General features: G+C 41.9%; 23 protein-coding genes and 1 other annotated feature. Of the genes, 5 read left to right on the top strand and 18 right to left on the bottom strand.

All coding sequences use genetic code 11. The features are described 5' to 3' along the window. The first annotated feature begins 264 nt into the window (after positions 1 to 264). Positions 265 to 1,395 carry an ROK family transcriptional regulator gene (locus DW125_RS07680; RefSeq protein ID WP_117537729.1) on the top strand — a complete coding sequence of 377 codons (1,131 nt, stop codon included), beginning with the start codon at positions 265 to 267 and terminating at the stop codon, positions 1,393 to 1,395. A 6-nt stretch (positions 1,396 to 1,401) separates the two neighbouring features. Here the strand turns inward: DW125_RS07680 and DW125_RS07675 are convergent, their stop codons facing one another. From DW125_RS07675 to DW125_RS07635, 9 genes are all read right to left on the bottom strand, one after another. Next, positions 1,402 to 1,692: a transglutaminase-like domain-containing protein gene (locus DW125_RS07675; RefSeq protein WP_278336571.1), complete on the bottom strand. Its 291-nt coding sequence runs from the start codon at positions 1,690 to 1,692 to the stop codon at positions 1,402 to 1,404. A 151-nt stretch (positions 1,693 to 1,843) separates the two neighbouring features. Beyond that, positions 1,844 to 2,998, bottom strand: coding sequence for a sugar ABC transporter permease (locus DW125_RS07670; RefSeq protein WP_021861525.1), 1,155 nt, complete (start codon positions 2,996 to 2,998; stop codon positions 1,844 to 1,846). 12 nt (positions 2,999 to 3,010) lie between these two features. Further along, positions 3,011 to 4,561, bottom strand: a complete 1,551-nt coding sequence (locus tag DW125_RS07665) for a sugar ABC transporter ATP-binding protein (RefSeq protein ID WP_117537728.1) — start codon at positions 4,559 to 4,561, stop codon at positions 3,011 to 3,013. Positions 4,562 to 4,587: 26 nt separating this feature from the next. Next, a complete protein-coding gene (locus tag DW125_RS07660; protein WP_117537727.1) occupies positions 4,588 to 5,730 on the bottom strand; it encodes a substrate-binding domain-containing protein in 1,143 nt (380 codons plus the stop codon). Between the two features lie 209 nt (positions 5,731 to 5,939). Then, on the bottom strand, positions 5,940 to 7,076 hold the full coding sequence (locus DW125_RS07655; RefSeq protein ID WP_021861522.1) for an ROK family transcriptional regulator: 1,137 nt from the start codon (positions 7,074 to 7,076) through the stop codon (positions 5,940 to 5,942). 133 nt (positions 7,077 to 7,209) lie between these two features. Next, positions 7,210 to 8,235, bottom strand: a complete 1,026-nt coding sequence (locus DW125_RS07650) for a threonine aldolase family protein (protein WP_021861521.1) — start codon at positions 8,233 to 8,235, stop codon at positions 7,210 to 7,212. A gap of 203 nt (positions 8,236 to 8,438) precedes the next feature. Then, positions 8,439 to 8,816: a 50S ribosomal protein L7/L12 gene (gene rplL / locus DW125_RS07645; protein ID WP_021861520.1), complete on the bottom strand. Its 378-nt coding sequence runs from the start codon at positions 8,814 to 8,816 to the stop codon at positions 8,439 to 8,441. A gap of 38 nt (positions 8,817 to 8,854) precedes the next feature. Beyond that, positions 8,855 to 9,388: a 50S ribosomal protein L10 gene (gene rplJ, locus DW125_RS07640; RefSeq protein WP_021861519.1), complete on the bottom strand. Its 534-nt coding sequence runs from the start codon at positions 9,386 to 9,388 to the stop codon at positions 8,855 to 8,857. A 44-nt stretch (positions 9,389 to 9,432) separates the two neighbouring features. After that, positions 9,433 to 9,577 (bottom strand) — a sequence feature (ribosomal protein L10 leader region). A gap of 87 nt (positions 9,578 to 9,664) precedes the next feature. Then, positions 9,665 to 10,912, bottom strand: coding sequence for an aminotransferase class I/II-fold pyridoxal phosphate-dependent enzyme (locus tag DW125_RS07635; RefSeq protein WP_117537726.1), 1,248 nt, complete (start codon positions 10,910 to 10,912; stop codon positions 9,665 to 9,667). Between the two features lie 139 nt (positions 10,913 to 11,051). Here DW125_RS07635 and DW125_RS07630 point away from each other — a divergent pair, with 139 nt between their 5' ends. Then, positions 11,052 to 12,005, top strand: a complete 954-nt coding sequence (locus DW125_RS07630; RefSeq protein WP_021861517.1) for a LysR family transcriptional regulator — start codon at positions 11,052 to 11,054, stop codon at positions 12,003 to 12,005. A gap of 43 nt (positions 12,006 to 12,048) precedes the next feature. On the opposite strand, the gene DW125_RS07625 is transcribed toward DW125_RS07630, so the two are convergent. From DW125_RS07625 to DW125_RS07595, 7 genes are all read right to left on the bottom strand, one after another. Next, positions 12,049 to 12,783: a DUF975 family protein gene (locus DW125_RS07625; protein ID WP_021861516.1), complete on the bottom strand. Its 735-nt coding sequence runs from the start codon at positions 12,781 to 12,783 to the stop codon at positions 12,049 to 12,051. A 216-nt stretch (positions 12,784 to 12,999) separates the two neighbouring features. After that, positions 13,000 to 13,692, bottom strand: a complete 693-nt coding sequence (gene rplA, locus DW125_RS07620; RefSeq protein ID WP_021861515.1) for a 50S ribosomal protein L1 — start codon at positions 13,690 to 13,692, stop codon at positions 13,000 to 13,002. Between the two features lie 44 nt (positions 13,693 to 13,736). Continuing rightward, positions 13,737 to 14,162 (bottom strand): 50S ribosomal protein L11, encoded by a 426-nt coding sequence (gene rplK, locus DW125_RS07615; RefSeq protein ID WP_021861514.1) that lies wholly within the window; start codon positions 14,160 to 14,162, stop codon positions 13,737 to 13,739. 96 nt (positions 14,163 to 14,258) lie between these two features. Beyond that, entirely contained in the window at positions 14,259 to 14,774 is a 516-nt protein-coding gene (gene nusG, locus DW125_RS07610; RefSeq protein ID WP_021861513.1) for a transcription termination/antitermination protein NusG, read from the bottom strand. Between the two features lie 28 nt (positions 14,775 to 14,802). Then, a complete protein-coding gene (gene secE / locus DW125_RS07605; RefSeq protein WP_021861512.1) occupies positions 14,803 to 15,000 on the bottom strand; it encodes a preprotein translocase subunit SecE in 198 nt (65 codons plus the stop codon). 24 nt (positions 15,001 to 15,024) lie between these two features. After that, complete coding sequence (gene rpmG, locus DW125_RS07600; RefSeq protein ID WP_117537725.1) at positions 15,025 to 15,174, bottom strand: 50S ribosomal protein L33; 150 nt, start codon at positions 15,172 to 15,174, stop codon at positions 15,025 to 15,027. Positions 15,175 to 15,326: 152 nt separating this feature from the next. After that, the gene (locus tag DW125_RS07595) at positions 15,327 to 16,562 is read right to left on the bottom strand and encodes a threonine/serine ThrE exporter family protein (RefSeq protein ID WP_021861511.1); all 1,236 of its coding nucleotides are present in this window, start codon (positions 16,560 to 16,562) and stop codon (positions 15,327 to 15,329) included. 249 nt (positions 16,563 to 16,811) lie between these two features. Here DW125_RS07595 and DW125_RS07590 point away from each other — a divergent pair, with 249 nt between their 5' ends. From DW125_RS07590 to hcp, 3 genes are all read left to right on the top strand, one after another. Further along, positions 16,812 to 17,951, top strand: coding sequence for a glucose-1-phosphate adenylyltransferase (locus DW125_RS07590; RefSeq protein WP_021861510.1), 1,140 nt, complete (start codon positions 16,812 to 16,814; stop codon positions 17,949 to 17,951). Position 17,952: 1 nt separating this feature from the next. Further along, on the top strand, positions 17,953 to 19,068 hold the full coding sequence (gene glgD, locus DW125_RS07585) for a glucose-1-phosphate adenylyltransferase subunit GlgD (protein ID WP_021861509.1): 1,116 nt from the start codon (positions 17,953 to 17,955) through the stop codon (positions 19,066 to 19,068). Positions 19,069 to 19,237: 169 nt separating this feature from the next. After that, a complete protein-coding gene (hcp, locus tag DW125_RS07580) occupies positions 19,238 to 20,803 on the top strand; it encodes a hydroxylamine reductase (protein WP_334294210.1) in 1,566 nt (521 codons plus the stop codon). A 76-nt stretch (positions 20,804 to 20,879) separates the two neighbouring features. Here hcp and DW125_RS07575 read toward each other — a convergent pair whose 3' ends face one another. Both DW125_RS07575 and DW125_RS07570 read right to left on the bottom strand, forming a co-directional pair. Beyond that, positions 20,880 to 22,763 carry an ABC transporter ATP-binding protein gene (locus tag DW125_RS07575; protein ID WP_117537723.1) on the bottom strand — a complete coding sequence of 628 codons (1,884 nt, stop codon included), beginning with the start codon at positions 22,761 to 22,763 and terminating at the stop codon, positions 20,880 to 20,882. Beyond that, positions 22,756 to 24,489 carry an ABC transporter ATP-binding protein gene (locus DW125_RS07570; RefSeq protein WP_117537722.1) on the bottom strand — a complete coding sequence of 578 codons (1,734 nt, stop codon included), beginning with the start codon at positions 24,487 to 24,489 and terminating at the stop codon, positions 22,756 to 22,758. Before DW125_RS07570 ends, DW125_RS07575 begins: the two co-directional genes overlap by 8 nt. Between the last annotated feature and the right edge of the window lie 37 nt (positions 24,490 to 24,526).

The raw sequence follows: 24,526 nt of genomic DNA, 5'->3' as shown, positions 1-24,526 counted from the left end.
TCTCCAGGTGCATACGCAACGATTGCTTTCATTTTCTCTGGTAAATTGCTCATTTCTTTTCCTCCTTGATTCAAATCTTCTTCGTCACTTTTTTAATTTACTTCTGTAAACCTCTTTTACATAAGTGTATTTCTTTTTTCTATTTTTGTCAATTATCACAAATTTACTATTATTTTTTTTATTTTTTATGCACTTTGCACTATCATTGTCCATTTGATTTTGTGATATACTTCCTTTAAGAACGAATTTGAATGAGGTGCGATTATGAGTCCAATGACAACATCTGATGTAAAAAAGAATAACAAGCAGGCACTTCTCCGCCATATTTATGAAAACGAATCCAGTCAGCAACAGGTTTTATGTGAATTGCTGCATCTGAGCCGTCCGACCGTGATCAATCTGATCCGTGAGTGTTCCGAAGAAGGGCTGATCGAGAAGAGCGGCTATTACGAATCCACCGGCGGACGAAAAGCGAATGCGATCGTATTTATCCCGGATTCTAAGATCTCCATCGGTGTCGAGTTACTGCAGGACTCTTATGAAATTACGGCAATTGACCTGTACGGGAATACGATCTGCACGGCATGGTATGAAATTGGTTTTGTCAACGAAGTTTCTTATTTCCGGAATATCTGTAACAGCATTACACATTTTATTAACGGAAATAAAATTGACCATAAAAAAATCCTTGGAGTCGGCATTGTACTCCAGGGACTGATTTCTGCAGACGGAACGACTGTCACTTACGGTAAGATTTTAAATTGTACAGGACTTCATATTTCTGTATTTACAGATCATCTTCCGTACCCGTGCAAATTTTTCCACGATGCGGAAGCTGCCGCGCAGTTTGAACTGTGGTCTCATCCTTCTTTGAAGGACTTCATTTACCTGAATATCCGCAGTCATCTAAGCGGTGCACTGATTGTAAACCGTAGCTCTCTTAAAGGCACAGATCTGAAGAGCGGTGTCTTTGAGCATATGACTCTGATTCCGAATGGCCGCCCATGTTACTGCGGCCGCCGTGGCTGCATGGAAACTTACTGTTCTACACAGCCGCTTATTGACGTGACCGGGCATCTGCATACATTTTTTGAAGAATTAAGAAAAGGCAACCGCACTTGTCAGGAATGTTGGAATACCTATCTCCTGAATCTTGCGACTGCCATTAATAACCTGCGTATGTTTATTGATTATCCGGTACTGATCGGCGGTACGCTCTCTCCGTATCTTACGGAAGAAGATATCGATACTCTGCACCGTTATGCATCTGAAAAATCTGCCTTTCCTACGGAACAGCGTTTTATCCGTCAGGGACAGAATCAAAAAGCGCTCCGATGCGAGGGCGCCGCGATCAGTTATGTCAAAGAATATCTGCATGAAATTATGAATCTGTAGTCTCCCTCACAAGTTCTTCCAGATAACTGTCCGTAGCTCTGCCGTATCATAATAATAGCCCGGTGTTACATCTACCGGAAGCCATCCCACACCGTCAAAATAAACTTCCGCCCATGCATGCATATCTTCTCCCGACAACAGCTCATGTCCGTCATCGCTCTGCGCAATCTGATTATCCGACAGATAATATCCTTCCACATACCGCGCCGGGATCCCATGTGTCCGGAATGATTCCACTGCTGCGGAAGCATACAGCATTGCATTTACGGAATGTGACTCATTAAGGAACGAATCCAGCGGATCAAAATTTTTCTCCTTAAGCCAATCTGACGGACTTCACTGTTAGTCTGAAAATTCATCTGTATAATTTCATTATAAAATGCCGGAGTCTTTCTCTTCTCATTCTGAAAGAGAAAGACTCCGGCATTTTATTTCCTATTATTCCGTTTTATGCTTTTCCTGTTTTCTTATTAGAAACTACATCGAAAATTACAGCAGCAAGAAGTACAACTCCTTTTACTACATACTGCCACTGATCCGGCAGTCCGTAAATTGACATTCCCTGATTGATAACACCCAGCAGAACGGCACCGACCATAACTCCTCCGACAGTTCCTGAGCCACCATATGCAGAAGCTCCTCCGATGAAGCAAGATGCGATGGCATCCATCTCATATGTATTTCCCATGTTTCCATCTACAGAACCGATTCTGGCAGCTACCAGCAGACCAGACAGACCAGCTAATGCACTCATCAGGAAGTAAGCCCAGAAATACACTCTTCTAGGATCAATTCCTGAAAGCTTTGTCGCCTTCTCATTTCCACCAACTGCATAGAAATAACGTCCAAATACAGTAGATGAAGTAACAAAAGCGAAGATAATGACAACTGCAAGAATCCAAAGTAACATGACCGGAATTCCTTTGAACTGTGAAAGTTTCCATCCATATATAACAATTAATGCATCAATAATGATCAATTTGATTAGCATGGAAATAAATGGTTTCGTTTCATAGCCATGTTTTTTCTTTCCATAATAACTAAAGAGCATACAAGCAGCAATAACTACTGCAACAATTACTGCAACGATCAGAGAAGAAGTACATGCTCTTGGTTTTTCACCTGGCATTCTTAAGTATGAAGAGAAAATATCCAGGAATTTTTCATTTGTAATACCACATGTTTTGGAATCCAGTACCGCACGTGCCAGACCTCTGTATAAGAACATACCTGCCAGTGTACAGATAAACGGAGGAACATGGATATATCCAATTAAAATACCCTGAAACAGTCCGATAACCAGTGCAGCAGCCATTGCCATTATGATCGCAACAACCGGTGATTTACCGGACTGCAATGCTGTTGCTGCCAGCGCAGCGGAGAGACATAAGGTTGCTCCTACTGACAGATCTACGTTACCACCTGTTAAAATACATAAAAGCATTCCACATGCCATTACCATTACATATGCGTTCTGCAAAAGCAAGTTGGAGATATTCTGTGCAAGAATCAGTCTCCCCCCTGTCAATACTGTAAAAAATATAAATACAATAACCAATGCAATAACCATGGTATATTGTTTTAATGTTGACTTCAGTTTCATGCCGTTACCTCCTTAGTTTTCCTTTTCATCATTTGAGGAAAGAATCTTATCCATGATTCGCTCCTGCGTTGCTTCACTGGCTTCTAACTCTCCCACCAGTTTTCCTTCGTTCATAATATAAATTCGATCACACATTCCAAGAAGTTCCGGCAGTTCTGAAGAAATCATAACAACTGCTTTGCCTTCTTTTACCATTTCATTCATAATGCAGTAAATCTCATATTTTGCTCCTACGTCAATACCTCGTCCCGGCTCATCCAGGAATAAAACATCCGGTTCTGCGAACATCCATTTTGACAGGAGTACTTTCTGCTGATTTCCTCCTGACAGGTTACCGGCTTTCTGGAAAATCCCCGGTGTCTTTGTACGCATCCTTTTTACATACTCTTCGGCAACTTTATTCTCTTTATCTACATCGATCACACCAAAGCGATTAGATATTTTTTCCATTCTTGCCATTGTTGTATTCCGTGCAATTGTGTCACTTAGAATCAATCCGTTTGTTTTCCGGTCTTCCGTTGCATATGCCAGTCCATGTAAAATTGCATCTTTTTCATTTTTCAAATGAACTTCTTCACCTCGGATAAACTCCTGTCCGGAAATATGGCTTCCATAATTTTTTCCAAATAAAGACATTGCAAGTTCTGTTCTTCCGGCGCCCTGAAGCCCGGAGAATCCTACAATCTCTCCTCTGTTTACATGAAAGTTCACATGATCTACCATACATTTTTCTGTATAAACCGGATGATAAACAGTCCAGTCTTTCGCCTCAAAAAGTACTTCATCACTAATGTTATGCTCACGCTGCGGATAACGGTTGGACAATTCTCTTCCGACCATTCCCTTGATGATTCGTTCTTCATCTATGTTGTGATCTTTATTATCCATAGTTTCGATTGTTGATCCATCACGGACTACCGTAATCTTATCAGCAACATAAGCAACTTCGTTCAATTTGTGGGTAATGATGATCGCCGTCATTCCCTCTTCTTTGAATTTTAAAAGCATGTCCAGAAGCATCTTGGAATCTTTTTCGTTTAAAGATGCTGTAGGCTCATCCAGAATCAGAAGTTTTACATCTTTGGAAAGTGCTTTTGCGATCTCAACCAGTTGCTGTTTTCCGGTTCCGATGTCTTTGATCAACATGGAAGACTGTTCTTTTAAGCCTACTTTTTTCATATTTTCATCAGCCTGTTTGTACGCTTCATTCCAGTTAATTTTTCCGAATCTGTTTTTCCGTTCATTTCCAAGAAACATATTCTCCGCAATTGTCATTTCAGGAATCAACGCAAGTTCCTGGTGGATAATTACGATTTTTTTGTCCTCACTGTCATGAATATTATGGAACTGACAAACTTCTCCATTATATACAATATCTCCGGTGTATTCCCCGTAAGGAATCGTTCCGGAAAGAACATTCATAAGCGTTGATTTTCCGGCACCATTTTCACCGACCAGTGCATGAATCTCTCCTCTTTCGACTTTGAGATTTACATTGTCAAGCGCTTTTACTCCCGGATAAAGCTTTGTAATGTTCTTCATTTCCAGAATATAATCAGCCATCTCTTTCTTCCTCCCGTCTCATCAGGTTAATTTGCATTCTTCGGATATCCCTTCTTATCCAGTTTGTAATATCCTGTATCAATCAATTCTTTTTGAAGATTATCTTTTGTGACAACCACCGGAGTCAGCAGGTAAGATGGAACAACCTTTTTACCGTTATCATAAGTCTTTGTATCATACTTACATGAAAAATCCCAGTTGGCTTTTTTTATCAAATCCGCATCTGGTTTTTCTCCATTTAAGATTGCTTTTCCTACATCAATGGCTACTTCTGCTTCATTTGCTGATGTTTTGTAAATAGTCATCGTCTGTTTTCCATCTACAATCTTTGCAAGATTGGCTTCGTCCGCATCCTGCCCGGTAAGCAGTACTTTATTATCTCCGGCATAGTCCGAATCAATTGCCTGAAGTACTCCTAATGCTGTTGCATCATTGGAACATACCACTGCATCCAGTTGTTTTCCTTTGGAATAGTTAGATCCTAAAATATTCTGGAATCTGGTCATCGCAGTTGCCGTATCCCAGGCTTTTGTTGCAACCTGATCAAACTTTGTCTGTTTAGAAGGAACTTTCAGGATTCCTGCATCCAAGTAAGGTTTTAATGTGTCATAAGCACCATTAAAGAAATATGTCGCATTATTGTCTGCCGGATCACCTGCTGTAAATTCAATGTTATAACTCTTTGATTTGTCCTTCAGATCCAGTCCGAATTTGTCAATTACAAATTGTCCCTGCATCTGTCCAACCTTGTAATTATCAAAGGAAACATAATAATCAATTGCATCCGATTCACGGATCAGACGGTCGTATGCAATTACAGGAATTCCCATATCCTTTGCATCTCTTAATACTTGCGTCATAGACTCACCGTCGATCGTTGCTACCAGAAGCAGATTCACATCATCTGCGATCAGACTTTCTATATCCTTTACTTGCTGATCGATCTTGTTATCCGAATAAGTAAGCTCTACATTATACCCGGCATCTTCGAACTTCTTTTTCAGGTATGCACCATCACGGTTCCATCGTTCCAGTGTCTTTGTCGGCATCGCAATTCCAACCGTCTTCTTTCCATCATTCTTCTTTGGTTCCATGATGCCGCTGCATGCGGTAAGCGAGAAGACCATTGCTACTGCCAGCAGTCCTGACAATATTCTTTTCACCTTCATCTCGTTCCTTCCTTTCTTTTTACTACTTTTGTAATTACTTATGAAATTATTTTTGTAAAACAACTTTCATAAGTAGAATATACCTGTATTCTACTTTTTTTTCAATAGCTTTTCGTTTTTTTGTTAAAAACAAACAATATCTTTTTTATTTTTTGTGCACTTTATATAATCAAAAAATATGCTGGAGCCTTTCGTACTCCGACACATTTTTATATATTTTCTATATATTCATTTGTAAAATGCCATGCGACACCCATCATGACAGCCCGTCTTGGGTATTGACCTATCTTAATATATTCTGCATCTTCCCCGAAAATACTCAGATCAGCAACCATCTCTTTTAATTTCCCCATATATGGCTGCAAATAGTATGACAGAAAACCGCCAAGTACAACATCACAGTCGAATGCGAGTCTTAAATTATTAATACCGACTGCCAGATGTTCCAGAACATCCTCCCAGATTTTCTGATATTCCGGATTATCTTCCAGATCTTCAAAGAATTTATCTATCGTGATTCCCAGCTCTGTGCTCAGTCTCAGTGCACTGCAGTAGGCTTCCAGACATCCTCTCTTTCCGCAGTTGCAGATCTTCCCATTAGATTCTACTTTCATGTGTCCAAACTCAGCACTTCTGTGTGAAACTCCGTAAAAAGGTGCTCCATTTAAAAAAATAGCTCCCCCTACTCCTTCTTCCAGAAATAAATACACAAAATCCTTCTTTTTCTCTTCGGCATCCCGCGAAAGCCATTCTGCGACGCCACCACTAATTCCGTCATTTTCAAAATACAGCGGATATGGAATTTTTTTACGGATCTCTTCTATACGAAAATCTTTTAGTTTTATTGTTGGTGAAAGTATTAGATTCTTGGTATTTTCATCAAATACTCCTGGTATTGTAATTCCGACTCCCAACAGGCGTTTCCGGTCTACATGATTTTCTGTGAGAAATACTTCAAGCTGTTCTTCTGTAATCGCAAATACATCTGAATCTGTCTGATACTCCAGATCTATCTCCTTATATGCCAGTACATTCTGCTTCAGATCCGAGAGCAGAAATTTGAGTTGATTTGCTGACAGCGACACACCAAGCGCCATCTTAATATCCCCCTTTGCCACATAAGCTGCCGGTGGTCTTCCTCCCTGGGATTCTCTGATTTCTGCCATTTCTACCAGACCGGCCTCTTCTAACTCCAGAAGATTCTGGAGCACTGTTGGACGGCTGACATTCAGTGCATTTGCAATTTGCTGCTTGCTGACCGGTTCTTTGGAATAAAAAATATAGCGGTAGATGTCATTTCTCATCTGCCGTCTTCTTTCTGTTGCCACAGGTTTTAACTTTTCCAAAACTATATCCTCCCTGTTGTATGACTGCAATTTATTATATACTCCGCAAAAAAACGTGTCAACTTGTCCATTGCAGCCTAGGAGAACGTCCTTTACAGGTGTATCGTTGAAATGTCACATATTTTCTGCAACTTTACAAAGCCGCGATTAATTTATCAACCTCTTCTTCTGTGCTGCTCCAGCTTGTACAGAAGCGCACGCAGATACGTTCTTCATCTACTACATGATCAAATTCATAAGTAAACTCTTCTGCAAGTTCGTCTGCCTTTTCATTTGTCAGAATTACAAATAACTGATTTGTAGGGCTGTCCATGTACAGCGGGATCGAAGCATCGGCAAATCCCTGTTTCAGTTTTGCTGCCAGATCATCTGCATGTTTTGTAAGTTCAAAATAAAGTCCATCTTTGAACAATGTATAGAACTGCACACCGAGCAGCCAGCCTTTTGCAAGGATTCCGCCACTCTGTTTCATGTAAGTGCGGAAATGGTCGCGCAAGTTTTTGTTTACAATTACAAGCGCTTCTCCAAATAAAGCGCCGCACTTCGTTCCACCTATGTAAAATACATCCGCGATCCGTGCAAGATCTTCCAGCGTCACATCACATGCACTGCATGAAAGCCAGTAACCAAGTCTTGCACCGTCCACGTACAGATACATATTGTACTGATCGCATACTTTCCGAATCTCTAAAAGCTCTTTCTTACTGTAGATAGTTCCATATTCGGAAGGCGAAGATAGAAATACAATCTTCGGAGCAGTCAGAAATTCCACCTGTCCGTGATCGTAATAATGTGCGGCTGTCTCTCTGACTGCTTCTGCCGTTAATTTTCCTTCTTTCGCAGGAACTGACAATATCTTATGTCCGGTATGTTCAATAGAACCTGCCTCATGGTGATTGATATGTCCGTTTTCTGCACAGATCACACTCTCATAAGGACGTAAGGCAGCAGTCATTACGGTAATATTCGCCGGTGTTCCCCCAACCATAAAATGAATATCTACATCTGCACCGCCAAGATATTTCCGGATCTCGTCGGCTCCTTTCTGACACCACTCATCTTCTCCATATCCCGCATAAGATTCTGTATTGATCTCACCAATCGCCTGAATAATCGCATTATGCGCGCCATGATTGTAATCATTGTTAAAACGTATCATTTGAAAACCTCCTGTTAAGTTTTGTGCTATTTCACTTTTATAACATATTACTCAAACAAGTTCAACAGAAACTTATTTGTATCATATTACTCAAATAAGTTAAGTTCAAACTTATTTATAACATATTACTTAAACAAGTTTCATATAAAAAAGAGTCCGCATAATGCGAACTCTTTTTACACTCAGTGTATGAAAACTCAAAATTATTTAAGGTTAACTTCTGCACCTTCGCCCTCAAGTTTAGCTTTGATTTCCTCAGCCTCAGCTTTAGAAGCGCCTTCTTTAACTACCTTCGGAGCTCCGTCTACTAATTCTTTAGCTTCTTTTAATCCAAGTCCTGTGATCTCACGAACAACTTTGATTACTTTAACTTTAGAAGATCCAGCAGATACTAATTCTACGTCGAACTCATCTTTCTCTTCTGCTGCTCCTGCTCCGTCAGCTCCTGCTGCTGCAACTACTACACCTGCTGCTGCAGAAACACCAAATTCTTCTTCACATGCTTTTACTAAATCATTTAACTCTAATACTGATAACTCTTTGATTGCATCAATAAATTCAGCTGTTGTTAATTTTGCCATTTTATTATCCTCCATTTTTTAATATTTGTTATAATTGATTACTCCTCTGTCGGAGCTTCTTCTGCTGCTTCTTCAGCCGGAGCAGCTTCGCCTCCCTGCTCTGCGATCTGATTAAGAACACGAGCAAGATTGGTGATAGGTGACTGTAAGCTTCCAAGTAACTTGGACAGTAACTCTTCTCTTGAAGGAACTTTGGAAAGTTCTGTAAGTCCTGCTACATCGTAAACTGTACCTTCAACAACACCAGCTTTTAATTCAAGTGCTTTTGCATCTTTTGCGAATTTGCAAAGGATTCTTGCAGGAGCTGTAGCGTCATCTTTAGAAATTGCGATAGCGCTTGGACCTTCCAAGTGTTCATCTAAAGCTGCAAAATCAGTTCCTTCAAAAGCTCTTTTCATCATTGTGTTTTTACAAACTTTGTAGACGATACCAGCTTCTCTTAACTGTTTACGAAGAGCAGTGTCCTCTGCAACAGTCAGTCCACGATAGTCAACTAAGACAACGCTTGCTGCATCTTTGATATCTTCTGCAATAGCCTGTACGATTGGTTGTTTTAATTCAACTTTTGCCACGAATGGTGCACCTCCTTATAGATTTTGAGTTTTACACCGCCGATAGATAAAAAATAAAACCTCTACATCCCAAGACATAGAGGTTGTAAAGTCATACATTTTGTATCGATCTTTCCTCGGTAGGCGTCTGAATCTCATCCTTACATTCTTGCGAATACCTACTGTCTTCGGCAGTCCTTAGATAGATTATCACATCTGCATGTATTTGTCAATACTTTTTTGTATTTATCCGTTATTTTTTATGACCATTTTTATAATCTGTTTTCGCGATCTGTTTTACGCAGATTTTCTCTCTATTTTAAAGGACTTTCTCTGGTCATAACCATCCAGGAACTCTCCCATACGTTTCATCGCATCAGAGAGAACTTCTGCCTGTGGAAGCATAACCAGACGGAAGTGATCCGGTCTGTGCCAATCAAATCCGCTTCCCGGTACAAGCAGAATATTTGTCTCATGAAGCAGATCACTTGCAAACTGCTTGTCATCCGTAATGTGGAACTTATCTGCATCCATTTTCGGGAAGATATAGAATGCACTGTTGTTCTTTACAAATGAAAGTCCGTCGATCTTCTCAAGCTCACGGATCGTTGCTTCTCTCTGCTCGTAGATTCTTCCACCCGGGCGAACCATGGACATCGGTGTCTCCATATCATCAAGTGCAGCCGGGATAACAATCTGTCCCAGTGTATTTGCGCACAAACGAAGAGATGTAAGCTGTACGATTCCCTGTTTGTAATCTTCTGTCAGTGCTCTCGGTCCGCTGATGATCATCCATCCACATCTGTATCCACACAAGCAGTGGGATTTGGAAAGTCCGTTCAGCGTTACCATCGGCACATCCTCCGCAAGTGATGCGATCGATGTATGCTCCAGTCCGTCCATTACAAGGCGGTCGTAGATTTCATCGGCAAATACCATGATTCCGGCTTCTCTTGCGACTTCAACGATCTGTTCCAGAATCTCTCTTGGATATAACATTCCAGTCGGATTATTCGGATTGATCACAACGATTGCTTTTGTTCTGGATGTGATCTTAGAACGGATATCGTCGATATCCGGATACCAGTTTGCCTTCTCATCGCAAACATAGAACACCGGTTTTCCTCCTGCAAGATATACAGAATTTCCCCAAATTGAATAACTCGGTGTCGGTACAAGCACTTCATCGCCATCATTTAAAAGTGGCATTAATGCAAACGAAACAACCTCACTGACTCCATTACCAATAAATACATCATCAGCTGTTACGCCTTTGATTCCTTTTGATCTGTGATATGAGCTAATCGCTTCACGGGACTGCGGCATCCCCCTGAAATCACAATAGCCTACCCCATCAGCTGTGTGATGCTCCAGCGCATCTTCAATGCTCTTCGGCTGTTTAAAACCAAATGTTGCCGGATTACCGGTATTCAATTTCAGCACGTCGATTCCCTTTGCCTGCATGTTCATAGCTTCAACAAATAATGGCCCTCTGATATCTGAGTGTACATGTTCCATTCTCTTTGCTCTTAAGATTTTATTCATTGTATTCCCCACCTTTATATTTTATATCATTATTTGTTTATCTTTCTCTTGTTGCTATTATCATAACGCAGTAGTATACTATATTCAAATATTTATAATTATATAAATGTTATATCGCTTTAACTATAAGGAGTATTTTATGTTTACGTGGAAGAAATATATTTATGAAGTTTACAGAGAAAAGAGCTTTTCAAAAGCCGCGCAGAACCTTTATATCAGCCAGCCTTCTTTAAGCGCCCGTGTAAAGAAAGTAGAGAAAGAAATCGGGTTTCCTTTGTTCGACCGCAGCACCAGCCCACTGCAGCTTACAGAAGTCGGGGAAGTTTATATAAAAGCTGCGGAAGAGATTTTCCAGATTGAGCAGCGGGTGGAAAATTACATCAACAATCTGACTACACTGAAAACCGGAAGTCTGTCGCTTGGCGCCAGCACGCTCTTCGCCGGTTATGTTCTGCCACCGATCGTCACAGATTTTAAGAAAAAATTCCCTGACGTTGACATCCAGATCACAGAGGGAAATACAACGCTTCTGGAATCTTTGCTCAGCAATAACTCCGTTGACTTCGTAATCGACAACTATCATTATGACAGTACACTTTACAGCCGTGAACTCTACTGTATGGAAAATATTTTTCTCGCTGTCCCACGTCATTTCCGCGAAAACGAAAAGCTTGAATCATACCAGTTATCTCATGAATCAATCCAAAACAAGGACTATCTGAAAGGTACCTGCCCTGCTGTGCCACTGGAGCATTTTTCAAAGCTTCCTTTTATCACTCTTGCACCGGGAAATGACACAAGGATCCGTGCAGACAGGCTGTGCCGCGAAGCAGGCTTTCACCCACATATTATTCTGGAACTGGATCAGCAGTCCACCGCCTACATGGCTGCATCCACACAGCTCGGTGCCACATTTATTAGCGATATGCTTGTAAGACAGCTCCCGGCATTTGAGCATTTCGTTTATTACAAATTAGCCGGTGACAGCGCCCACCGTCAGGTTTATTTCTACTACAAGAACCACAAATATAAAACAAGAGCCATGGAAGAATTTCTCTCCATGACTCATCTTCAAAATCTGCCGTCGGCGTAATTGCCGACCTCATTGCTGTAGCTGAAAGCTTTAATATTTCATTCTAATGAATCCATCCCTGCTGGAATGCTTTTTCTTTATTATATGCGTACAATTCAGCATACGTTGCATATACATATGGATATACATAGAAAACACCTGCAATTCCACATGTTATAATAGTTAAAATATACCAACCAATAAAGGACAGTCCCAGCATAAATGCATTTGCTTTCTCTCCGTCCATCATCTGTTTACTCAATGCAAATGCCTCTCTACTGTCCATACCTGGATTTTCCGCAAGAATATACGGAACCATCAGGTATTCAAAACTCTTTACAATCCCCGGAATGATCAGCAGTAATGTCCACAGGAAAGTATATAAGTCTTTCAGAAACATTGTCTTTACAATATTCAGATAATTGCCAGACTTGAATCCGTCAAAAATTGTTCCGACTGTCGGCGCTGAATCTCTGTTCTGGATAAAGAAGCGGTCTCCACCAACTTCCATTACATTACTGACAAATAAGCTAAACAATACTGCAAGGATAGCTACTACTCCCAAGATGCTGACTGCCATTCCTGCAAGCCCTGTTGGAATGCTCATAATGTAGTCTGTAGCAGATGTTGAACCCGAAAATGTATTCGTCGCCAGGCTCGACACATCTGATGCATTACTGGCTACAGATGTGCCACCCCCTGTAAGTAAACTAACCACAAGCGTTGCTCCGACACACGGCCAGTAATTTCTACGGAAAGCATTCTTTCCATTCATTTTCAATTCTGTGTTTAAATACATAACCCTCGTCCTCCTTCTCATCTTCAGTATGCAGAAACGCTGCAAGCTGTTACATTCTGAAAGATAATCCCATCTTACTATCTTTCGACACGAAACACAAGGCTCTTCATAAATTCTTAATCTTTCCTTCAACGCTAAAACAAAAAAGAGCCTTCGCTCCGCGGATGAACACTTCATCCGTTTTGCAAAGACTCCATGATATTATTCTGCCTTTAATTAAGCAAGTTTCATTGGGTTAACCTTAACACCAGGTCCCATTGTAGATGTCAGAACAACACTCTTTAAGTACTGTCCTTTAACAGCTGCTGGTCTTGCTTTGTTAATTGCATCGATAAGCGTCTGGAAGTTGTCCGCAAGTTGTTCTTCAGTAAAGGATGCTTTACCTACTGGCACATGGATAATGTTTGTTTTATCAAGTCTGTACTCAATCTTACCGGCTTTGATTTCCTGAACAGCTTTTGTAACGTCCATAGTTACTGTACCAGCCTTCGGGTTCGGCATAAGTCCTTTTGGTCCAAGTACACGACCAAGACGACCAACAACACCCATCATATCTGGTGTAGCTACTACTACGTCAAATTCGAACCAGTTCTCGTTCTGGATCTTCGGAATGAGTTCTTCTCCTCCAACATAATCAGCTCCAGCTGCTTTAGCTTCTTCAGCTTTAGCATCTTTAGCAAATACTAAGATACGAACTTTTTTACCTGTTCCGTGTGGCAGTACAACTGCTCCACGAATCTGCTGGTCAGCGTGACGTCCGTCACATCCGGTTCTGATATGAGCTTCGATTGTTTCATCGAATTTTGCTACTGCAGTTTTCTTTACTAATGCTACTGCATCAGCAGCATCATACAGAGTTGCTCTGTCGATTGCTTTTGCAGCTTCAACGTATTTCTTTCCTCTTTTCATTCTAAATAAACCTCCTTGTGGTATTATCGGGAAAACCCTCCCACTTATTCTTCAACTGTTACACCCATGCTGCGGCAAGTTCCTGCGATCATGCTCATAGCAGATTCAACAGATGCAGCATTTAAGTCCGGCATCTTAAGCTCAGCGATTTCCTGAACCTGTGCTTTTGTAATAGTAGCAACTTTCTTCTTATTCGGAACGCCTGATCCAGATTTGATGTTGCAGGCTTTCTTAATCAGAACTGCTGCCGGTGGTGTCTTTGTGATGAAGCTGAAGCTTCTGTCATTATAAACAGTAATTACTACAGGGATGATCATATCTCCCTGATCTGCTGTCTTAGCGTTGAACTGTTTTGTAAATTCAACGATGTTTACACCGTGCTGACCAAGAGCTGGTCCAACCGGTGGTGCCGGAGTTGCTTTTCCAGCAGGAATCTGTAATTTAATGTAACCTTGTACTTTTTTTGCCATTTCAATTACCTCCTTGTGGTGATTGCGGGACTTACGTGTACCCTCCCACATCTTCTTCTAACTTTCGTAATGGGTACAGAATAAATCTCTGTGCTCTTACATCTTTTTAACTTCTGCGAAACCAATTTCTACCGGCGTTTCGCGGCCGAACAGTTCAACATTGATCGTCAGGCTCTGCTTCTGCGGGTTAATCGTCTGAATAACACCAACAGTGTCAGCCCATGCTCCGGCAATAACCTGAATGGTATCTCCTTCTTCAAAATCTACCACAATGTTGTCCTGTGCAATTCCAAGTGGAGCCATCTCAGCGTCTGTAAGCGGAACCGGTTTTGATCCAGGTCCGACAAATCCCGTTACTCCTCTTGTATTACGCACAACATACCAAGTGTCGTCATTCATGATCATATGAATGAGCACGTATCCCGGAAACATCTTCTTCTGAGTTGCTTTCTGCACTCCGTTCTTGAGTTCCACTACATCCTGCATCGGAACACGAACCTCCAGGATCTGATCTTCCAGATGTCTGTTTTCAACTGTCTTATCAATGTTGGCTTTTACTTTGTTCTCATACCCTGAATAAGTATGAACTACATACCATCTTGCTTCTGACATAATCTCACCTTTCCTGTTCGTTTCTTAATTAGCCAAGATTGACTAATATATCGATACCATGCTGTACCAGGAAATCAATCAGTGCAATAATCGCACCCAGAATTGCCGAAGTGATAACAACGGCTGCCGAGTGTTTCACAAGTGTCATCTGATCTGGCCACACGATCTTTTTGAATTCACTGCTAAGACCTTTAAACCAGCTTTTTTTCTGAGTCTTTTCACTCATGACATTCACACTCCTTCTTGGCGATTATTTTGTTTCCTTGTGCAATGTGTGTGACTTACAGAATCTGCAGTATTTCTTTGTTTCCATGCGCTCCGGATGAGATTTCTTATCCTTTGTCATGTTGTAGTTACGCTGCTTGCATTCTGTACATTCCAATGTGATTCTTGTACGCACAACTTCCACCTCGCTTCATATTTCTTAAGTTAACGTGTTGCTGGCAGTTTGCGAGACTGCCTCGTCTTTTTTAGGCATAAAAAAAAGACCTACTTCCATTCGCCATCATAGTGTACCATACACCAGGTGAAAAAGCAAGCCTTTTTCTTCTATTATGAATGTTTTCCTATATGATATTCTCTCTTCATAGCCCGCATGATCGTTCTGGATGCCACATCAACGATAAGGAATCCAAAAGCAATTGCCAGACATGTTTCAAACAATACCATCGTCTCGCTGATTGCCATTGCTTTATCATTGCTGGTGATTCCATACATCATATAGTAGAGATTCGGTCCGGGAATCAGCGGGAACACAGACGCAGTCAGGAAGATCGTTGACGGCGCGCGGTTGACTCTCGACATGATAAATGCAAAAAATCCTACGAATACGGCTCCCAGTAAGGTTGCAATAAAGTTACTCGGTCTGATCGCATATACTCCGGCATAAATCGCCCAGGTAAAGAAAGCACCTACTCCGGAATACCACACCTGTCTCCCACGGATCTTAAACCAGAATGCAAATCCAATACAGGCAATCGTACAGGATATCAGCTGGATTGGTATACTGTGATTTAAAATAAAGCCTTCCGCTGATACACCTTTCAGCATGATCATCGCAAGCGCCGTACCGAATGCAATTCCTGCAGCTCCCAGCATCGAATTCATGATATTGATCGTTCCGGAAATGAAATCTCTCTGCAAAAGCTCCCGGATACCGTTCGTTGTGCCAAGTCCACTGATCAGCAGCATAACGATGCCGATCATAATCCTCTCCGGATGACTTCCAAGCCCCATCCGGACAGACTCTATAATGATCACTTCTGATAAAAAAGACAGGATCAGGTTGTAAATCATCAGATTCTCTTCTCTTCTGCTTAACCATCCGCCTACAATAACGATCATCAGCGATACGATCACTGCAACGATTGCATCCGCAAAATTGCATCCAAAGAACACGGCAAATCCGGTTCCGCCCATCACGGCAGCAAAATACTTCGTATATGGTTTCTGCTGTGGTCTTCTCATAACTTCCAGATATTTTTCCCGAAGTTCCTTGTCGTCCGGTTTATTTTGGCAAACATATCTGCACAGATTATTGAGATAATCCAGTCTGTCAAAATTCGTATCTGTCGATTCGATATGACGGATCTGTGTAAGGATCTCTCCATCCGGCGTCTCCACCGTGATCTGAATGTTGCTTGGTATAACAAATACATCATATTTTACAAAACCATAACTCTTACATATTCTATATAAACTGTCATCTATTCGGAAGTTCTCAGCCCCACTCATCAGCATAGCTTCTCCGATATCAAGGATTCCCTGTAGCAATCTCTGATAATCCATTGCATTTCCTCCCTTTCTCAAATAAATCTCTCTATTTTATAATCCGATTTTACCGTATAAATCTAGCACATTTATAACTATTAGACAATAGTAATCAATGATTAACATTTATTGTTTTTATCTATAAACAATTTTCGCTATATTGTCTCTTTTTTCACAAAAATTTTAGTAAAAACATTGCAATACAATTGCGTCTGATAGCAAAAAATTGTATAATTATTTTATCGAGTAAGAAAGAGAGGGCTCACTATGAAACATAATAATATGTTAGCAATGATTTTAGCTGGTGGCAGAGGATCCCGACTGCATGAGCTGACTAACAAAGTGGCAAAACCAGCCGTATCTTACGGTGGCAAATATCGCATTGTTGATTTCCCGCTCAGCAACTGTGCCAACAGTGGAATAGATGTTGTAGGTGTCTTAACACAGTATGAATCCATTCTTCTAAACAGTTATGTAGCTGCAGGTCGCCGCTGGGGACTTGACGCAAAAGAAAGCGGTGTCTATGTACTGCCTCCTCGCGAGAAAGCAGACACCAATCTGGATGTTTACCGCGGTACTGCCGATGCGATTTCACAGAACATTGATTTCATCGACACATACGATCCGGAATATGTACTTGTTCTTTCCGGCGATCACATTTATAAGATGAATTATGCGAAGATGCTGGAGGAGCACAAGGCACACAATGCCGATGCGACAATTGCAGTTATCCAGGTCCCGATGAAAGAAGCTAGCCGTTTCGGTATCATGAACACAAACGAAGAAGGACAGATTATAGAATTCGAGGAGAAACCGGAAAAACCGAAGAGTAATCTGGCTTCTATGGGAATTTACATATTTAATTGGAAACTTCTCCGTAAGATGCTGATTGCTGATATGAAGGATACGGATTCCAGCCATGATTTTGGTAAAGATATTATCCCTACATTATTAAATGATGGCAAATATCTTTATGCATACAAGTTCAAAGGGTACTGGAAAGATGTCGGAACGATCGATTCTCTCTGGGAAGCTAATATGGATCTTCTGGATGCCAACAACGAACTGGATCTGGGCGATCCGACATGGAAAATCTATACCGAGGATGTTACAGCTCTTCCTCAGTATATCGGACCGGATGCCGACATCACCCGCGCATTTATTACACAGGGCTGTATGGTAGACGGCGAAGTGAAAAATTCTGTCCTTTTCACCGGTGCAAGAGTCAACCCTGGTGCAAAGGTCATCGACAGCGTACTGATGCCGGGCGTAGAGGTTGAAGAAGGCGCTGTTATCACCCGCGCACTTGTCGCAGACGGTGTTAAGATTGGCAAAGACGCCGTTGTAGGAAGCGCAGACAGCGAACATATTGAACTTGTGTCCAAGCGCGTAAAGGGGGTTGAATAATATGGCAAAAGCATTTGGAATTGTAAATTTTGCGGGAAACCATGTCCGCGTTGAAGGATTGCAGAGTTATCGTCCGGTCGCAGCAGTTTCCTTTCTGGGAAGATACCGTGTTGTAGACTTTCCTATTTCAAATATGAGTAATAGCGGCATTGACCACATTCAGGTTTACGTAAGAAGAAAGCCACGTTCTCTGAACGACCATCTTGGAACAGGAAGACATTACAACATTAACTCTAAGCGTGGACGTTTACATACTTTATTTTCTATGACTGGCAACGAACAGGATCTTTATAATAATGATATTGCAGCATTTTACGATAATATGGAATGTATTGAATCAGAAGATTTCCCATATGTTGTAATCACTCCAAGCTATATGATCTACTGTCAGGATTATACTGATCTGATTGAGACACACATTGAATCCGGTGCTGATATTACAATGTTATATCACACAGTTGACAATGCCAAAAGCGCTTTCATCAACTGTAATGTTCTGAACCTGAACAAGCAGAAAGGCGTACTGGACATGGAGCCGAACCGTGGAACAGCAAAGACACGAAATATCTCCATGGATACTTATATAATGAAGAAAGAGCTTTTCATTGAACTGATTCACAAAGCGAAGAAAACTTCTTCCTCATATACACTTGCAGATATCATTAACATGGAATGTGGCGAACTTGATATCCGTGGTGTTTCCCACAGAGGTTATTTTGCTGCAATCTCTGATTTTGGAAGTTATTATAATGCAAATATCTCTCTGATTGATTTTAAGACAGCAAGAAGCCTCTTTAGTAAAGACTGGCCAATTTATACACGTACAAACGATTCCGCACCGACACATTATTTTGAAAGTGCAGATGTAAAAAATTCTGTTATTTCCAACGGAAGCTCAATTGAGGGAACGGTTGAACATTCTGTTATGGGACGTGGTTGCCAGATTGAAGAGGGCGCTGTCGTGAAGAATTGTGTTGTTCTTTCCGGCGTCAAGATCGGCAAAGGTGTTCATGTTGAGAATATGGTCATCGACCGCAATGCCAAACTGATCCATACACCAGAGATTATTGCGGATCCGGGTCATCCAGGATATATCAAACGCGGTGATACTTTATAACATAATACCAGTGTCAAAAAACTGAAACTACGATGTACTTTTCTAAAACTGAGACATTCACCTCCTGCCGGAGAAATTCTGGCAGGAGATTTTTTATTCCTGTATATTTTCCCCAATTTTACAAATCCTATATTATACTACAAAGAAAGGATGACACCCTATGAATAAAATGTTTTGTTTTCAATGCCAGCAGACCGCTCACAATACCGGCTGTGAAGGAAATGCCGGCGTCTGTGGCAAAAAATGTGGCACTGCAAATGCGCAGGATGCACTCACAAACGCTCTGATTGGTCTTGCCCGCGCAGTAAATAAAAAGACACCTTCTGAACAATCTGACCGACTCGTGCTTAAAGGACTTTTTACAACGATCACAAATGTGAATTTCTATGAAGACAATGTGCGCAAACTGACACAGGAAATACAAGCGGAAAGAAACGCGATCGATGCTTCCGCAGAAGAATATGACATCCGAAATATCTGGGAAAATCATGAGGATATCCGCTCTTTGAAATCTCTGATCCTCTTCGGACTGCGCGGCATGGCTGCCTATGCTTATCATGCACTGGCGCTTGGCTACACTGACCGGGATGTTCTGAATTATTTCTACGAAGCGCTTGCTGTTCTCGGTGAACCGTCAGATACTAGTAAAGAAAACTTCGAAAGACTTCTCTCCTACGTCCTGAAAACCGGAGAGGTCAATTACCGATGCATGGAGCTTCTGGACAAAGCCAATACGGAAAGCTATGGAACTCCCGTTCCGACTGAAGTTCCACTTACGATTGAAAAAGGACCTTTTATTGTTGTAAGTGGACACGATCTTCACGATTTGAAATTGCTTCTGGAACAGACAAACGATACGGGCATCAACATTTATACACACAGTGAAATGCTGCCTGCCCACGGCTACCCGGAGCTTAAGAAATATCCACATCTGAAAGGAAATTTCGGAACTGCATGGCAGAACCAGCAATTTGAATTTCACAACATTCCGGCACCAATCCTGTTCACAACAAACTGCCTCATGCCGGTAAGACAGAGCTATTGCGACCGTGTATTTACCACCTCCATCGTCTCTTACCCAGAACTTATCCACATCGGAGAAGAGAAAGATTTTACACCGGTTATTGAAAAAGCACTGGAATGTGGCGGTTACGGTAAAGACCATCCGATGTACGGCGTCAATGGCGGCAATACTGTTATGACCGGATTTGCGCACGGCACTGTCTTAAAAGAAGCCGGCAGGATCATTAATCTTGTAAAAAACGGGAAAATCCGTCATTTTTTCCTGATCGGTGGCTGCGACGGTGCAGCTCCGGGGCGGAACTACTACACCGAATTTGCCAAAAAGACGCCTTCCGATACATTGATTCTCACGCTTGCCTGCGGCAAGTACCGGATCAATGATCTGCATCTGGGCGAAATAGACGGACTTCCCCGTATTATGGATATGGGACAGTGCAATGATGCTTACAGTGCGATTCAAGTAGCGCTGGCTCTCGCCGATGCCTTTCACTGCAGCGTCAATGAACTGCCCCTGACTCTTGTATTGTCATGGTATGAGCAGAAAGCGGTCTGCATCCTGCTCACACTGTTATATCTTGGTATCCGGAATATCCTTCTCGGGCCTACACTCCCTGCATTTGTCTCACCAAATGTTTTGGAAGTATTAAAAGAAACGTATCAGCTGACACCAATTTCCACACCAGAGGCAGATCTGAAACGCATCCTCGGATAGTATTGCTTCTTCGGAATTCGCCTAAGCAAAAACCTCCTGCCAGAGTTCATGATTCTGGCAGGAGGTTTGCTTTTATTTATGATAATTCCAATTTTCCGGTATAGAGCTGGTAGTACGTGCCCTTGTTCTTAATGAGATCTTCGTGATCACCTCTCTCGATGATCTTACCGTGCTCCAGAACAATGATCGCGTTACTGTTACGGATCGTAGAGAGCCGATGTGCGATCACAAATACGGTACGTCCTTTCATCAGGTTATCCATTCCCTTCTGTACGATACTCTCTGTACGTGTATCAATGCTAGAAGTCGCTTCATCCAGGATCAGTACCGGCGGATTGGCAACGGCAGCTCTTGCAATCGACAGAAGCTGTCTCTGTCCCTGTGAGAGTTCCTCACCGTCTCCGCTTAACAATGTCTGGTAGCCGTGCGGCAGCATTTTAATAAACTGATCTGCATGCGCCAGTTTCGCCGCCTCGTATACCTGCTCGTCAGTCGCATTCAGATTACCATAACGAATATTGTCCATGATTGTTCCGGTAAATAAATGCGTATCTTGCAGTACAATTCCAAGAGACCGTCTCAGATCATCCTTTTTGATCTTGTCAATATTGATTCCGTCATAGCGGATTTTGCCTTCCTGAATATCGTAGAAACGGTTGATCAGGTTTGTGATTGTTGTCTTACCTGCTCCGGTCGATCCGACAAATGCCAATTTCTGTCCCGGTTTTGCAAATAGACTGATGTCATGCAGAATTACTTTATCATCTTTGTATCCAAACGTTACATCTTCAAAGCGGACATCTCCGGTCAGCTCTGTATATGTCACACTTCCATCTGCGCTGTGCGGATGTTTCCATGCCCACATACCGGTTCTCTCTTTGCACTCAGTAATATTTCCATCTGCATCTTTCTTCGCATTGACCAGTGTGACATAACCCTCGTCCTTCTCCGGTTCTTCATCAATCAATGCAAAGATACGTTCTGCACCGGCAAGCGCCATAACAATCGAGTTAAACTGCTGCGCCACCTGCATGAACGGCTGTGTAAAGCTCTTCGTAAACTGGAGATATGATGCCATAACGCCAAGCGTAATTCCTCCGACCCCTGCTACAGAGAGGAAACCGCCAAGAACTGCCGTCAGTACAAACTGTAAGTTACCGATATTTCCGATAACCGGTCCCATCATATTTGCAAATTTATTTGCCTGGGAAGCACTCTTGAACAACGCTTCATTCAGCTCATCAAATTCCTGTTCAGAAATTCGTTCATGGTTGAACACTTTGACAACGCGCTGTCCGTTCATCCGTTCTTCTACAAATCCTGTTACATCCGCAAGTGAATTCTGCTGTTTCACAAAATATTTTCCACTGTTTCCACCGATTTTTCCTGTCACCTTCATCATAATTCCAATCACAACAAATGCAAGAACTGTCAGGATCGGACTTAACACAAGCATGGAAATGAAAGTTACGATGATCGTAAACAGAGACATCAACGCCTGCGGGATTGCCTGGCTGATCATCTGCCTTAACGCATCTGTATCATTTGTGTAAAGACTCATGATGGAACCATTGGTACGCTCGTCAAAATAGCGGATCGGCAGTGTCTGCATATGTTCAAACATATCGTCACGGACACGTTTTAACACGCCCTGACCGATATAAACCATCAATCTTGTGTATGTGAATGTCGCCAGCACTCCGGCGATGAAAATGCATGCCAGCACACCAAGTGCCTGATACAGTTCTGTGTAATTCGGATTCTGCTGCCCGATCAACGGAATAATATAATCATCCAGCATAAATTTCAACGACAGTGAAACGGAAATACTTGCTACCGAACTGATCAGAATACAGATAAATACAAGCACAAATCGGAATTTATAAGTTTCTGTCACATATTTCAGAAGCCGCTTTGCTGTCTTGATATCATTTTTAGAAATTCTCTTTTTCTTATTCATCTTCGCCGCCTCCTTTCACCTGTGACTCATAAACTTCCCGATAAATATCATTTGTCTTCAGCAACTCTTCCGATGTTCCGACACCCATCACCTTACCGTCATCCAGCACGATGATCTGATCTGCATCTTCTATAGAAGAAATACGCTGTGCGATAATGATTTTCGTCGTATCCGGAATCTCTTCCCGGAATGCTTTACGGATCAGCGCATCCGTCTTTGTATCTACTGCGCTCGTTGAATCGTCCAGAATAAGGATTTTCGGCTTCTTCAGCAATGCTCTTGCAATACAGAGACGCTGTTTCTGTCCACCGGATACATTGTTACCGCCCTGCACGATCTGCGTATTATATCCGTCCGGAAATTCCTGTACAAATCCGTCTGCCTGTGCAAGACGGCATACTCTTTTTACTTCCTCTTCGCTTGCATCTTTATCACCCCAGCGGATGTTGTCGTATATCGTCCCGGTAAATAATACATTTTTCTGAAGTACCATGGACACCTGGTCACGCAACACTTTCAGATCATAATCTCTGACATCCACGCCACCGACTTTTACCTGTCCGCCTGTGACATCATAAAGTCTTGGAATGAGCTGAACAAGTGTAGACTTCGCACTTCCGGTTCCTCCGATGATACCGATCGTCTGACCGGATTTAATATGAAGATTTATATCTTTCAGCGACAGATTTCCGCCTTCTCCGGCATAGCTGAAATTCACATGATTGAAAACAATCTCGCCATTGTCTACCGTCTTTACTGCATTTTCCTTATCCTGCATCTCCGGTACTTCTTCCAGCACCTCTGTAATACGGTCTGTGGATGCCTGCGCAATCATGATCATAACAAATACAAATGTAACCATCATCAGTGCACCAATGATCTGCAATGCGTATACAATAATACTGGTCAGTTCTCCTGTCTCCATCTGACCACCGATAATACTCTTTCCACCGATCAGAACAAGCAGGATAACAACTGTATACATGACGAACTGCATTACCGGTGAGTTCCACGCAACAATCTTCTCTGCCTTTGTGAACAGATTATACACATACTGGGAAATGCCGTGAAATTTCTTCACTTCATAGTCTTCTCTTACAAATGCCTTTACCACACGGGATGCATTTACATTTTCCTGCACGGAATTATTTAACACATCGTACTCATCAAATACTTTGATAAAATGCGGATGTGCTTTTTTTGCAATAAATATCAGTGTTCCGCCAAGCACCGGCACTACGATCAGAAACAGTAACGCTGCTTTCTTATTCAGAAGAAGTGTCATCACCCACGATAAGATCACCATGATCGGCGCTCTTGCTAACAGACGAATGCTCATCATATACGCCATCTGCACGTTCGTAATATCTGTTGTCATACGTGTAACCAGTCCGGATGTGGAGAAATGATCGATATTATGGAACGAAAATTCCTGTATCTTATAGAAAATATCATGACGCAGATTCTTCGCATATCCGGCTCCGGCAACAGCTGCCATATTTCCTGCCTGCACACCAAAAAACAATGCCAGCATTGCCATGACCACCAGGATAACTCCTCTCTGTATGATGTAATTCATATCTCCCTGTGCGATTCCCACATCAATGATCTTTGCCATCTCAAGCGGGATCAAAACTTCCATAAAAACTTCCAGAACTACAAGAAGAGGTGCCATGACAGACTGCTTTTTGTATTCTCTGACAGATTTCAACAATGTTTTGTTCATCGTTATCTCCTCCTTTTCATTTTTCTATCTCATAACT

Source organism: Dorea sp. AM10-31, from assembly GCF_003435815.1.
Lineage (GTDB): Bacteria > Bacillota > Clostridia > Lachnospirales > Lachnospiraceae > Dorea_D > Dorea_D hominis.
This window is presented reverse-complemented; position numbering and strand designations above follow the sequence as displayed.